Source organism: Micromonospora sp. NPDC047670 (genome assembly GCF_043204915.1).
Taxonomy (GTDB): Bacteria; Actinomycetota; Actinomycetes; order Mycobacteriales; family Micromonosporaceae; genus Micromonospora.
Genome location: NZ_JBIDDA010000020.1, coordinates 69,561 through 82,146, shown reverse-complemented (window position 1 = coordinate 82,146; position 12,586 = coordinate 69,561). Strand labels below are relative to the sequence as shown.

General features: G+C 74.1%; 15 protein-coding genes. 2 read left to right on the top strand and 13 right to left on the bottom strand.

Annotated features, from left to right (window positions below; translation table 11 throughout):
* Positions 1-54 precede the first annotated feature (54 nt).
* The 5 genes from ACGF7U_RS29650 to recO all read right to left on the bottom strand — a co-directional run bounded on the left by ACGF7U_RS29650 (position 55) and on the right by recO (position 3,195).
* On the bottom strand, positions 55-816 hold the full coding sequence (locus ACGF7U_RS29650; protein WP_393112264.1) for a pirin family protein: 762 nt from the start codon (positions 814-816) through the stop codon (positions 55-57).
* Positions 813-1,034: a thioredoxin reductase gene (locus ACGF7U_RS29645; RefSeq protein WP_393112262.1), complete on the bottom strand. Its 222-nt coding sequence runs from the start codon at positions 1,032-1,034 to the stop codon at positions 813-815. The genes ACGF7U_RS29650 and ACGF7U_RS29645 overlap by 4 nt, the downstream gene beginning before the upstream one ends.
* Positions 1,035-1,293: 259 nt before the next feature.
* Positions 1,294-1,479, bottom strand: coding sequence for a hypothetical protein (locus ACGF7U_RS29640; RefSeq protein WP_393112260.1), 186 nt, complete (start codon positions 1,477-1,479; stop codon positions 1,294-1,296).
* 64 nt (positions 1,480-1,543) lie between these two features.
* Positions 1,544-2,344, bottom strand: coding sequence for an isoprenyl transferase (locus ACGF7U_RS29635; protein ID WP_393112328.1), 801 nt, complete (start codon positions 2,342-2,344; stop codon positions 1,544-1,546).
* 8 nt (positions 2,345-2,352) lie between these two features.
* Positions 2,353-3,195 carry a DNA repair protein RecO gene (gene recO / locus ACGF7U_RS29630; protein ID WP_393112258.1) on the bottom strand — a complete coding sequence of 281 codons (843 nt, stop codon included), beginning with the start codon at positions 3,193-3,195 and terminating at the stop codon, positions 2,353-2,355.
* A gap of 100 nt (positions 3,196-3,295) precedes the next feature.
* Here recO and ACGF7U_RS29625 point away from each other — a divergent pair, with 100 nt between their 5' ends.
* The gene (locus ACGF7U_RS29625; RefSeq protein ID WP_393112256.1) at positions 3,296-4,126 is read left to right on the top strand and encodes a DUF4097 domain-containing protein; all 831 of its coding nucleotides are present in this window, start codon (positions 3,296-3,298) and stop codon (positions 4,124-4,126) included.
* Here ACGF7U_RS29625 and ACGF7U_RS29620 read toward each other — a convergent pair.
* The 8 genes from ACGF7U_RS29620 to ACGF7U_RS29585 all read right to left on the bottom strand — a co-directional run bounded on the left by ACGF7U_RS29620 (position 4,113) and on the right by ACGF7U_RS29585 (position 11,728).
* Complete coding sequence (locus ACGF7U_RS29620) at positions 4,113-5,336, bottom strand: acyltransferase family protein (RefSeq protein ID WP_393112254.1); 1,224 nt, start codon at positions 5,334-5,336, stop codon at positions 4,113-4,115. The two genes, ACGF7U_RS29625 and ACGF7U_RS29620, sit on opposite strands and share 14 nt — an antisense overlap.
* Before the next feature lie 166 nt (positions 5,337-5,502).
* Positions 5,503-6,399: a GTPase Era gene (era, locus tag ACGF7U_RS29615; protein ID WP_393112326.1), complete on the bottom strand. Its 897-nt coding sequence runs from the start codon at positions 6,397-6,399 to the stop codon at positions 5,503-5,505.
* Positions 6,400-6,440: 41 nt separating this feature from the next.
* On the bottom strand, positions 6,441-6,827 hold the full coding sequence (locus ACGF7U_RS29610) for a cytidine deaminase (protein ID WP_091104082.1): 387 nt from the start codon (positions 6,825-6,827) through the stop codon (positions 6,441-6,443).
* On the bottom strand, positions 6,820-8,232 hold the full coding sequence (locus tag ACGF7U_RS29605; RefSeq protein WP_393112324.1) for a hemolysin family protein: 1,413 nt from the start codon (positions 8,230-8,232) through the stop codon (positions 6,820-6,822). Before ACGF7U_RS29605 ends, ACGF7U_RS29610 begins: the two co-directional genes overlap by 8 nt.
* Positions 8,208-8,681 (bottom strand): rRNA maturation RNase YbeY, encoded by a 474-nt coding sequence (ybeY, locus tag ACGF7U_RS29600; RefSeq protein ID WP_393112251.1) that lies wholly within the window; start codon positions 8,679-8,681, stop codon positions 8,208-8,210. Before ybeY ends, ACGF7U_RS29605 begins: the two co-directional genes overlap by 25 nt.
* 18 nt (positions 8,682-8,699) lie before the next feature.
* Entirely contained in the window at positions 8,700-9,758 is a 1,059-nt protein-coding gene (locus ACGF7U_RS29595; RefSeq protein WP_393112249.1) for a PhoH family protein, read from the bottom strand.
* 237 nt (positions 9,759-9,995) lie between these two features.
* Positions 9,996-11,372 carry a serine hydrolase domain-containing protein gene (locus ACGF7U_RS29590; RefSeq protein ID WP_393112247.1) on the bottom strand — a complete coding sequence of 459 codons (1,377 nt, stop codon included), beginning with the start codon at positions 11,370-11,372 and terminating at the stop codon, positions 9,996-9,998.
* Entirely contained in the window at positions 11,369-11,728 is a 360-nt protein-coding gene (locus tag ACGF7U_RS29585; RefSeq protein ID WP_393112245.1) for a histidine triad nucleotide-binding protein, read from the bottom strand. Before ACGF7U_RS29585 ends, ACGF7U_RS29590 begins: the two co-directional genes overlap by 4 nt.
* A 94-nt stretch (positions 11,729-11,822) precedes the next feature.
* On the opposite strand from ACGF7U_RS29585, the gene ACGF7U_RS29580 reads away from it, so the two are divergent.
* Positions 11,823-12,584, top strand: coding sequence for an SDR family NAD(P)-dependent oxidoreductase (locus ACGF7U_RS29580; protein WP_393112243.1), 762 nt, complete (start codon positions 11,823-11,825; stop codon positions 12,582-12,584).
* Positions 12,585-12,586 lie beyond the last annotated feature (2 nt).

Sequence of the window (12,586 nt, the reverse complement as noted above, 5' to 3'; positions counted from 1 at the left end):
GCATGACGCGGGCCGAACCGCAAGACCACGGGGAGCCGGCGACCGCGGGGAGGCTCAGGCGAGGGTCGCGTGCATCTCCCAGACCAGGATCTCGGCCGGCTCGGTGGCCGTGACGCGTCGCCCGCCCGTCATGGTGAGCCGGGCGGCGTCGCCGGTGCCGAGCAGGCCGCTGCCCTCCAGGGTGACCGCACCGGTCGGCACGTACAGGTGGACGAAGGGCGCGTCCGGCAGGTCCACCGTGTCACCGGGATCGAGCCGGGCGGCGTGCAGGGCGGCGAGGCGGTTGCGGATCCGGATCGCCGAGGCGCCGTCGTAGCGGTCCATCCCGGAGGCCACGGGCACCAGGTCGCCGCGCAGGAACCGGTCGTCGATCTCGAGCTGCTCGTAGCCGGGATCGACGCCCTGCTCGTCCGGCAGCACCCACATCTGCACGAAGTGCACCGGGTCGGTGTGCGGGTCGCGGCCGTCGAGCCGCCAGGAGTCGTTCTTCTCGGAGTGCAGGATGCCGGTGCCGGCACTCATCCGCTGCGCCAGCCCCGGATAGATCACGCCCGAGTGGCCGGTGGAGTCCTGGTGCACCAGCGATCCCCGCAGGACCCAGGTGACGATCTCCATGTCCTGGTGCGGGTGGGTCTCGAAGCCGGCGCCCGGCCGGACCACGTCGTCGTTGTTGACCAGCAGCAGACCGTGGTGGGTGTTCGCCGGGTCGTAGTGCCGGGAGAACGAGAACGAGTGCTTCGAGTCCAGCCAGGAGATCCGGGTGGCGAAGCGGTCGTCGGCCCGCCGGACGTCGACGGCCGGCGCGGGGGCCGTCACCAGGCACGCTGCCCGGTGTCGGTGGGCGCCCAGGTGAGGGCCGGCTCGCCCGTGGCCAGCTCACCGATCTCGCCGGAGCGCAGCCGCGGCGCGTGGCCGAGCTCGTGGCAGTGCTGCTCGGCGATCTCGGCGCAGATCTCGGCCGCCTGTTCGCAGATCGGATCACCGAGGTCGGCGGCGTTCAGCGCCATGATCATCTTGTACCGGAGTTCCCGCATCCCCACCCCCGAGGCTCGACGCGGCCCGGGGCACCCGCCCCACTCCCCGATCCTAGGCACCCCGCTCCCGTACCCACCCCGAAACCTCGAACCCGGCCCAGCGGTCGACCACGCGCCGCTGGTGGGCGGATCGCCCCGGTGCGGGGCGCGGTCGCGGGGCGGCACGGCGGCGTGGTCGCCAGACGGTCGGGGCGCCCGGAGCGGGTCGGGTGGTGGGGTGGGCGGTCAGCGCCGCGCGGGGCGACGCTGACCGGCGAGGTCAGAAGAAGCGGCGGCGCTTCGCCTTCTGCGGGCGGAGCATGTCGGCACCCTTGGTGAGCAGGCGACTCACCCCGGACGGACCGCGGCGGGCCTCCAGCGTGTGGCTGAGCTTACGCGCGCCGGCCGCCGCCAGCGGCACCGCGACCGCCATCATCGCCCACTGCGCAATACGCTTCTGGATCATGCGGGTTCACCTCCGTCAGTGGCTGCTGACCGAGGTGGTACCCCGCGCGAAGGGGCGGTAAGCCTCAGGCGGGCGGCGCGACCGGGTTGGGCAGCGCCCCGCCGAAGCGGCGGTCCCGCTGGGCGTACAGCTCGCAGGCGTACCAGAGGTGCCGACGGTCGAAGTCGGGCCACAGCGTGTCGAGGAACACCAGCTCGGCGTACGCGGTCTGCCAGAGCAGGTAGTTGGAGATCCGCTGCTCCCCCGATGGGCGCAGGAACAGGTCCACCTCGGGGACCTCGGGGTGGTAGAGGTACTTCGCCACCGTCTTCTCGGTCACCTTGGCCGGGTCGAGCCGGCCCGCGGCCGCGTCCCGGGCGATCGCGGCGGCGGCGTCGGCGATCTCGGCCTGCCCGCCATAGTTGACGCAGAACTGCAGGGTCAGCGTCGAGTTGCCCCGGGACATCTCCTCCGCCGTCTGCAGCTCGGAGATGACGCTCTTCCAGAGCCGGCCGGCCCGGCCGGACCAGACCACCCGCACCCCCAGGTCGACCAGCTGGTCGCGGCGGCGGCGGATGACGTCCCGGTTGAAGCCCATCAGGAACCGGACCTCCTCCGGCGAGCGCCGCCAGTTCTCCGTGGAGAAGGCGTACGCCGACAGGTAGGGGATGCCCAGCTCGATGGCGCCCTCGATGGTGTCGAACAGGGAGAACTCCCCCGCCTCGTGGCCCTTGGTGCGGGGCAGCCCGCGCTCCTTGGCCCACCGGCCGTTGCCGTCCATCACCACGGCGACGTGCCGCGGCAGCGCCTCGGCGGGCAGCGCCGGCGGCCGGGCGCCCGACGGGTGCGGCGTCGGCGGCACCGGCTCGCGCCGGCCGGCCCTCATCGATCGGATCACTCGGTTCTCTCCCTGCTCACGCCATCCGCTCCCGACCCGACGCCACGCGGCGGCGGGACCGGGCCGGCCGTCGGGGCACCCCGGTCGACCAGCGGCAGCGAGCGTAGCGCGCGTTCCAGGTGCCATTGCAGGTGCGCCGCGACGAGGCCGCTGCACTCCCGGCGTACGCCGGTCTCGGTGGCGTCGGCGATCCGCCAGTCGCCGGTGGTCAACGCGGACATCAGGTCGATGGTGGCCGGGGCGGGGCGGGCCGCGCCGGGCGGCCGGCAGTCCGGGCAGACCGCACCCCCGGCCGGCACGGAGAACGCCCGGTGCCGCCCGGGCGTCCCGCAGACGGCGCAGGCGGTCAGCGCCGGCGCCCAGCCCGCGAGGGCCATCCCGCGCAGCAGGTACGCGTCGAGCACCAGCGTGGTGTCGTGGCTGCCCTCGGCGAGCGCCCGCAGCGCGCCCAGGGTGAGCTGGAACAGCCGCAGCGACGGCTCCCGCTCGACGGGGGTGAGCCGTTCGGCGGTCTCGGCGATCGCGCTGGCGGCGGTGTAGCGGGGGTAGTCGCCGAGGAACCGCTTGCCGTAGAGGCCGATGCCCTCGACCTGACTGACGGTGTGCAGGGAGCTGCCCTGGTTGCCCTTCGGGTCGCCGGCGAGCTGGACGTCGACGTGCCCGAACGGCTCCAGCCGGGCGCCGAACTTGCTGGTCGTGCGGCGGATCCCTCGGGCCACCGCCCGCAGCCGGCCGTGCCGGCGGGTGAGCAGGGTGATGATCCGGTCGGACTCGCCGAGCTTCTGCACGCGCAGGACCACCGCGTCGTCGCGGTAGAGCTGTCGGCGGTACCCGGGCATCGGACCATTCTCCCTCGGGGTGCGAAATCAGGGTCGGCTCGGGGTGGACGCGCGAACAACCCCGATGCGCGGCGCTCGCCCTGCCTCGTAGCGTGCTCGCATGCCTCTGCACCGCACCGTCGCCACGCTCGCCGTGGCCGCCACCCTGATCGTCTCCGCCGGGTGCGACAACCTGGCCTCGCGCCGGCTGGACTACGACAACACCGAGGCGGCCCGGATCAGCACCGTCCGCGTGCTCCCGGGGGCCGGCGACATCACCGTCCGCGCCATCGGTGCGCCGGGCGAGGTGCGGATCAAGCGGGTGGTGCGCTACCACGGCGGCCAGCGCGAGGCGACGTACGAGATCAAGGGCGCCGAGCTGGTGCTGGACACCGACTGCGGCAACGACTGCAGCGTCTCCTACGACGTCACCGCCCCGGAGGGGGTGAGCGTGAAGGGCGAGACCGGCTCCGGCGACGTCGACCTGAGCAAGGTCGGTGCGGTGGAGATGAAGCTCGGCTCGGGCAACATCCGGGTGAGCGGCGCCGACGGCCCGGTCCAGGCCGAGACCGGCTCGGGCGACGTCACGGTGGCCGGCGCCAACGGGCCCGTCACCATCAAGACCGGCTCCGGCAACATCGAGGTGGACGACGCCCCGGCCGCCGTCACCCTGCAGGCCGGCTCCGGCGACATCACCGGGCGGCGGCTGGGCGCCGGCGTGGACGCCGAGGCGGGCTCCGGGAACATCACGGTCGACCTGGCCAAGCCCGCCTCGGCGCGTACGCACACCTCCAGCGGGGACGTCTCGCTCGTCGTGCCCGCGGGCCGGTACCAGGTCCGTTCCCAGGCCGGTGGCGGCGAGACCTCGCTGGGTGTGAGCCACGATCCGACCGCTCCGCTGGTGCTCGACATCTCCACCGACGGCGGCGACCAGACGATCACCCAGCGCTGATCTCGACGGTCTCCAGCTCGCGGGCCGCGCGCGGCGACGGCACGCTGGCCCGCCCCGTGGCCGGGCCGCCGGGGGCGATGACGGAGCCGCCCCCGGTCCGGCGGGCGGCCACCGTGCCACCCGCGCCCCGGCCGGCGCGGGACGCGGCGGTGGGGGCATGGTCCGACGGAGCGGGGCGGGCCGGCGGGCGACCGCCGGTGAGGGCGGGGCGGGAGCCGCCGGGAACCAGCTCAGGCCGCCGGCGGGCCGCCACGTCCTCCACCCAGCCGACCAGGGCGGTCACCGCCGCGACCAGCGCGAAGACCAGGGCCACCCGGACCGCCAGGCCGACCGGGTCCTGGTGGGACCAGCCCACCACGTCCACCAGCGGGGTGAGCGCCACCACGAACGGCATGTGCCACAGGTAGACCGTGAGCGCCCGCCGGTTGAACACGGTCACCACCCGGCCGCACAAGGCGTTGCGGTCCACCCAGGACGCGCCCGCCGGGGCCCGGCCGAGCAGGACGAGGACGAAGGCCGCCGACCAGAGGGCGTTGCCCAGGGGGTTGTCGTTCAGGTCGTACCCGCGGGGGCCGGGGTGGGTGACGATCCAGGCGCCCCCGGCGGCGGCGAGGGCGAGCGCGACCGGCACCAGCACCCGGGTGGCCAGCCGGCGCAGCATGCCGGCCTGGTGGGCGAAGCCGAGCAGCCACGCGCCGAAGTAGAGCCCGAAGTGGTGCAGCGCCACCGGCAGCGCCGGCAGCAGGCCCAGCTCGGCCGCGGCGAGCAGGGCGTACGGGGCGACCAGGGTGGGCACCGGGGCGCGCCGGAACAGCCAGAGGGCGGCCGGGGAGGCCAGCACGAACCAGAGGTAGTCGCGCAGGTACCAGATCACGCTGAGCGCGATCGCGCCCCACCCGTTGGCCGGCGGGTCGGCGACGGGGAAGAGCCAGAGCAGCACCTTCGGGCTCAGCGGCAGCCCGGTGAGCAGCATGGCGGGTACGAAGACCACGGCGACCACCCAGAGCGACGGCAGCAGGCGCCGCAGCCGGCGTACGACCGCGCCCGGTCCCCAGCGGTGCAGCGAGGCGGCCATCAGCGAGCCGGCCAGCGCGAACATCACCGACATGGCCGGGAAGACGAGGGTCAGGGTGGCCCATCCGGTGACGTGGTAGACGACGACTCGAACGATGGCCAGAAAACGGAGCAGGTCAAGGTATCGGTTTCGCATCAGCCTGCATCTATGTCCGGGGGCACGGGGCTGGTCCTCCCCTACCCTCCGGAGCGACCCCGGCAAACGGCCGGCACCCCACGGAAACGTGAGATCCTCCACCCGGCCGACCGACACCGATCACGCCCGGCCACCGGGCCGGGGGCGCACCCCGGCCCGGCGCCGGTCAGAAGCCCAGCTTGCGCAGCTGCTTCGGGTCCCGCTGCCAGTCCTTCGCCACCCGCACGTGCAGGTCCAGGTAGACCCGGGTGCCGAGCAGCTCCTCGATCTGCCGCCGCGCGGTCGTGCCGACCTCCTTGAGCCGGCTGGCCCGGTGGCCGATGACGATGGCCTTCTGGCTGGGCCGCTCGACGTACACGTCGGCGTAGATCTTCATGAGCTTGCCCTCGGGGATCATCTCCTCGACGACCACCGCGATGGAGTGCGGCAACTCGTCGCGGACGCCCTCCAGGGCGGCCTCGCGGATCAGCTCGGCGACCAGCACCTGCTCCGGGTCGTCGGTGAGCATGTCGTCCGGGTAGAGCTGCGGCGACTCGGGCAGGTAGCGGGTCATCACCTCGACCAGCGTGTCGACCTGGTGCCCGGAGACCGCGCTGACCGGCACCACCTCGGCGAACTCGCCCATCTCGCTGACCGCGAGCAACTGCTCGGCCAGCCGCTTGCGGTCCACCAGGTCGGTCTTGGTGACCACCGCCAGCACGGTGGCCTTCAGTTCGGCCAGCTCGCCGGTGATGAACCGGTCGCCGCGCCCGATCGGCTCGTCCGCCGGGACGCACAGGCCGATCACGTCGACCTCGCTCCAGGTCTGCCGGACCAGGTCGTTGAGGCGCTCGCCGAGCAGCGTGCGGGGGCGGTGCAGGCCCGGGGTGTCGACCAGCACGAGCTGGGAGTCCGGGCGGTGCAGGACGGCCCGGATGATGTGCCGGGTGGTCTGCGGCTTGTTCGAGGTGATGGCGATCTTCTGCCCGACGATCGCGTTCGTCAGCGTCGACTTCCCGGCGTTCGGACGTCCGACGAAACAGGCGAAACCCGCCCGGTACGGGCGCTGCTGCGGGGCGCCCACGCCGCCGCCCCGCTCGCCGGAACGCGCCTCCGGCCGGCCGGTCACTCGACCACCGTGCCGAGGACGGTGCCGTCCGGCGCGGCCACGTGGATCGGCGCGTCGGCGGCGAGGTCCCGCACCGCCGCGTGCCCGGCGCCGTCCAGCGTCGACGCCTCGGTCACCACCACGGCGGCCTCCAGCCGGCTCGCGCCGGCCGCCGCCGCCGACGCCACCGCGAGCTGGAGCGCGGTGATCGTCAGCGAGGGCAGGGAGACGCTGGCCGCGGCGTACGTCCGCCCGTCCTGGTCGCGCACCGCCGCGCCCTCCACGGCGCCCACCCGGCCCCGGGCGCCCCGGGCCAGGACGACCAGCTTGCCGTCCTCGGCGCTCAGTTCGACCGGTTCGGACGGGGTGGGCCGGGCGGCCGGCACGGCGGGTGACTCAGGCATCGGCGGGTTGCCTCTCCTCGGATCGGTTCGTGTCGCCCCGGGGCTCGGCGTGTTCGCCGCGGCCCGGGCCGTCCTGCGTGTCGGTCGACTCCACCCGGCTCACCAGCACGGTGTCGATCCGGTTGCGTCGGCCGGTGGTGCCCTCGGCGATCAGCCGGAGCCCGGCGACCTCGACCTGCGCCCCGGGGATCGGGACGCGGCCCAGGGACTGGGCGAGCAGGCCGCCGACGGTCTCCACCTCGTCGGTGGGCAGCTCGGTGTCGAACAGCTCGCCCAGATCCTCCACCGGGAGCCGTGCGGTGACCCGCACCGCCCCGTCGTCGAGGTGCTCGACCGGCGGCCGCTCGACATCGTACTCGTCGGTGATCTCGCCGACGATCTCCTCCAGGATGTCCTCGATGGTGACCAGCCCGCCGGTGCCGCCGTACTCGTCGACGACGATGACCAGGTGGTTGCGGGCGGCCTGCATCTCCGAGAGCAGGTCGTCGACCGGCTTCGACTCCGGCACGAAGGTGGCCGGGCGCATCAGCTCGGCGACGGGGAGCCGGCCGTCCTCCGGCGCGCCGCCCTGGGTGCGCCGGATCAGGTCCTTGAGGTAGAGGACGCCGAGCACGTCGTCGACGCTCTCGCCGATCACCGGGATCCGGGAGAACCCGGAACGCAGGAACAGCGCCAGCGCCTGGGAGAGGGTCTTGCGCTCCTCTATCCACACCATCTCGGTGCGCGGCACCATCACCTCGCGGGCGATCGTGTCGCCGAGCGCGAAGACCGAGTGGATCATCTGGCGTTCGCCGTGCTCCACGACGCCGCGCTGCTCGGCCAGGTCGACCAGCTCGCGCAGCTCCACCTGGGTGGCGAACGGCCCCTCCCGGAAGCCACGGCCCGGGGTGACCGCGTTGCCGATCAGGATCAGCAGCGAGGCGAGGGGGTTGAGCGCCCGGCCCAGCCAGCGCACGAGCGGCGCGACGGACCGCCCGACCACGTACGCGTGCTGCCGGCCGATGGTGCGCGGCCCGACCCCGACCACCACGAAGCTGATCACGGTCATCGCGCCGGCGGTGACCAGCGCCGCCCGCCAGCCCGCGCCGAAGGTGTCCACCGCGACGAGCGCGACCAGGGTGGTGGCGGTCAGCTCGGCGAGCAGCCGCAGCAGCAGCAACAGGTTGAGGTGGCGGACCACGTCCCCGGCGACGGCCTGGAGCGTCCGGGCGCCCCGCACGCCGTCGCGGGCCAGCTCGGCGGCGCGGGCGGGCGAGACCGCGGCGAGGGCCGCCTCGGTCATCGCGATCAGGCCGGCCAGCACCACCAGGCCGGCCGCGGAGACCAGCAGTTGCAGGTCGGGCAGGCCGGTGGCGCCGGCCGCCAGTGTCGGGGTGACCATCACCGGGACCGGGTCGACCGCCAGCTCGCCAGCAGTCGGGCCTGGAGCGCGAACATCTCCCGCTCCTCCTCCGGCTCGGCGTGGTCGTAGCCGAGCAGGTGCAACACGCCGTGCACGGTGAGCAGGTGCAGCTCGTCGGCGGCGGCGTGACCGGCGGTCGCCGCCTGCTTGGCCGCCACCTCGGGGCAGAGCACGATGTCGCCGAGCAGCGCCGGCTCGCCGCCGGCGGCGGTGCTCTCGCCCGGCCCGTGGTCGACGCTGCCCTCGTCCATGGGGAAGGCGAGCACGTCGGTCGGGCCGTCGCCGCCCATCCACCGGTGGTTGAGCTCGGTCATGTAGTCGATGTCGACCAGCAGCACGGACAGCTCGGCGAGGGGGTTGACCCCCATCTCGTCGAGGGCGTGCCGGGCGACGGCGAGCACGGCGTCGGTGTCGACGGCGACGCCGGACTCGTTGGCGATCTCGATGGACAACAGTCTTCCCTCGGTGGTCTAGCGGCGCCGGCCGGCCCGGCCGCCCTGGGCGGACCGCCCGGGCACGGCGTGCACGCTCTGCGCCTGCTGGTTCTCCCGCTCGGCGTCCCAGCGGGCGTACGCGTCGACGATCTCCCCGACCAGTCGGTGCCGCACCACGTCGGAGCTGGAGAGCTGGGCGAAGTGAACGTCCTCGACGTTCTCCAGGATCTCCCGGACCACCCGCAGGCCGCTGGTCGTCCCGCCGGGAAGGTCCACCTGGGTGACGTCACCGGTGACGACGATCTTGGAGTTGAAGCCGAGCCGGGTGAGGAACATCTTCATCTGCTCGGGCGTGGTGTTCTGTGCCTCGTCGAGGATGATGAACGCGTCGTTGAGGGTACGCCCCCGCATGTACGCCAGCGGCGCCACCTCGATCGTGCCGGCCGCCATCAGCTTGGGAATGGAGTCCGGGTCGAGCATGTCGTGCAGCGCGTCGTAGAGCGGGCGCAGATAGGGGTCGATCTTCTCGTTGAGCGTGCCGGGCAGGAAGCCGAGCCGCTCCCCCGCCTCGACCGCCGGCCGGGTGAGGATGATCCGGTTGACCTGCTTGGCCTGCAACGCCTGGACGGCCTTGGCCATGGCCAGGTAGGTCTTGCCGGTGCCGGCGGGGCCGATGCCGAAGACGATGGTGTGCGCGTCGATCGCGTCGACGTAGCGCTTCTGGCCCAGCGTCTTGGGGCGGATGGTGCGGCCGCGCCGGGAGAGGATGTTGAGCGTCAGGACCTCGGCGGGCCGCTCGGCGCCGCCCTGCTCGAGCATGCCGACGGTACGCCGGACGGCGTCAGTGGTCAGGGTCTCGCCTTTCTCGATGAGCTCGAGCAGCTCGCTGAAGATCCGCTCGGCGAGGGCGTTGTCCGCGGGGGCGCCGGTGATGGTGATCTCGTTGCCCCGGACGTGCACGTCGCTGTCGACCGAGCGCTCGACCAGTCGCAGGATCTCGTCACCCGCGCCGAGCAGGTTGACCATGATCTTGGGATCCGGAACGGTGATCCTGGTCTGCACCCGGGGCGGGCCGGGAGGTGGGGTGCCGGTCATAGGTCGGGCCGAGGGGCCCTGCGCCACCTGCTCTCGATCTCGGCGCCGGGCCTGCTGGCACGGCGTGCTGACGTTGCCTCCATCGTATCGGTTCAACAGCGGCGGCACCGCGCCCATTTCCGCGCGTGCGGGACGCCGCACCCGGCGTGACCGGGCGGCGGCGAAGCGGACACGGCGGGCGGGACGGCACAGGCGGGACGTGCCGCGTCGGCTCCGTCCCGCCCGTCGCGCCGGCCGTCAGGAGCCGGCGCGGAAGTCGTACCGGTCGAAGGTCTCCTGGGTGCGGGTGAACCGGTAGGTGGCCCAGTGCATCCGGACCACCGCGCCGCGCTCGTCCCGGGTGAGCCGGAGCAGCTCGCCCACCTCGCGGCCGGAGACCGTGCGGTAGACGTCGGGCTGGTCCGCCAGCGGCTCGAACACCGCCGGCGGCTTCCCCGCGGGGTCGTCCGCGCCCCGGGCCCGCAGCGCGCCGTCGTGCCACGAGAAGACGTACTCGAAGCCCTCGCCCCACCAGCGGCCCAGCAGCCCGCGTACGCCCTCGGGCGCGGGCGGACCCGGCCGCCACGGCGCGACGTCGGCCGGGTCGTGCTCGACGGCCGCGGCCAGCAGCCGGTGCGGCAGGTCGAGGACCTCGGCGGCCGTGCCGGAGGAGCCGAGCACCGCGACGCCCATCGCGCCGGGCGTCCCCTCGACGCCCCGCCGGCCGTAGACGCCGGCCAGGAAGCCGGGCATCGCCCCGTCGTGCCCGACGTGCATGATCCGCTTGCCCTGCGGCACCAGGATCAGCCCCAGCCCGAATCCGCCGGCCCAGAGCGTCTCGTCGGTCACCGTCGCCGGCCAGCGCATCTCCTCCAGGGTGGCCGGGGCGAGCACCGCGCCGGCCGGGTCCAGCGCGGTCGGGTCGGCGAGGAAGGCCGCCCAGCGGGCCATGTCGGTGGCGGTGCTCCAGAGCTGCGCCGCCGGGCCCACCGCGCCGAAGTCGGTGGGCGGCTCGGGGTGCGCCTCGTCGGAGTACGCGTCGACGAGGAAGCCGGTCGCGGCGTGCGGCCCCGGCGTCACCGAGGTGTCGGCCAGCCCCAGCGGGGTCAGCACCCGCTCGGCGAGCACCTCCGCCCAGGTGCCGCCCCGCAGGTGGCCGACGAGCCGGCCGAGCAGCGCCATGCCCAGGTTGGAGTAGTGGTAACGGCGGCCCGGTGACAGCACCCGCTCGGCCCGGGCCAGGTCGGCGACCAGCTCGTCGACGTCGGGCGCGCGCAGGCTGTCCCAGACGTCGCCGTACGGCTCCCGCTGCAGGCCGGCGGTGTGCGACAGCAGCCGACGCACGGTCAGCTCGCCGTGGGCCGGCAGGTCCAGGTGGCGGCCCAGCGGGTCGTCGAGGTCGAGCAGGCCGTCGTCGCGGCACTGCAGGGTCAGCACGGCGGTGAACGTCTTGGTGACCGAGCCGATCCGGAACCGGGTGCCCGGCCCCAGCTCGGCGTCGTTGCCGGTGCCGCCGACCGTGCACGTCCACAGCGGCCGGTCGGCCCGGTGCAGGGCCGCCGACACCGCCGGCACCCGGGCCTGCGCCTGGACCGTGCGCACCAGCCGGGACAGGCGCTCCTGGACCGCCGTCACGCGAGGTTCCGGGCCAGCATCGGGCCGAGCGGCGCACCGCCGAGCACGTGCGCGTGCACGTGGAACACCTCCTGGCCGCCGTACGCCCCGGTGTTGAACATCAGCCGGAAGCCGTCGCCGAGCAGCCCCTCGTCCTCGGCCACCGCGGCGGCCGTGGCGAGCACCTCGCCGGCCAGCCCCGGATCGCCCTGGGCGAGCGTCGCCACGTCGGCGTAGTGCTCCTTCGGGATGACCAGCACGTGCACCGGCGCCTTCGGGCCGATGTCGCGGAAGGCGAGCGTGGTGGCGGTTTCCCGGACGACGGTGGCCGGGATCTCCCCGGCGACGATGCGGCAGAACAGGCAGTCGGTTCCCATCGGGGCAGTGTAAGGAAGGGCGCCTCGTCGACGCCCACGCGCGGGAGGGTCCCTCGCCGAAGGCGGGCGTGCCCGACAGGGCATGATGGCCGGCGTGACTTCACGGGCGGTACTGGTGACGGGGGCCTCGCGCGGCATCGGGCGGGCGGTGGCGACCGCGTTCGCGGCCGGCGGCGACCGGGTGGCGATCCACCACCGCGACTCGGCGGAGGCGGCCGAGCGGCTGCGCGCCGAGCTGCCCGGCGAGGGGCACGTGGTGGTCCGCGCGGACCTGACCGACCCGGACGCCGTACGGGCCATGGTGGACGAGGCGGCCGGTCTGCTGGGCGGGCTGGACGTGCTGGTCAACAACGCCGGCGTGTACGGCGAACGGGACAGCCCGCACCCGGTCTTCGGCGCCTCCTACGAGCAGTGGCGGCGGCAGTGGCGGCAGGTGGTGGAGACCAACCTGACCGGCGCGGGCAACGTCATCTGGTGCGCCGCCCAGCACATGCGCGAGCGGGGCGGCCGGATCGTCAACGTCTCCTCCCGGGGCGCCTTCCGGGGCGAGCCGGACCAGCCGGCGTACGGGGCGAGCAAGGCGGGGCTGAACGCGCTGGGGCAGTCGCTGGCGGTGGCCCTCGCCCCGTACGGCATCGCGGTCGCCACGGTCGCCCCGGGCTTCGTGGAGACCGACATGACCACCGAACACCTGCGCGGGGAGCGGGGCGCCGCGATCCGGGCCCAGAGCCCCTTCGACCGGGTGGCCCGCCCCGAGGAGATCGCCGCCGCCGTGCACTGGCTGGCCAGCCCCGAGGCGGAGTGGGCCTCCGGCACCATCGTCGACCTCAACGGGGCCTCCTACCTGCGCAGCTGAGC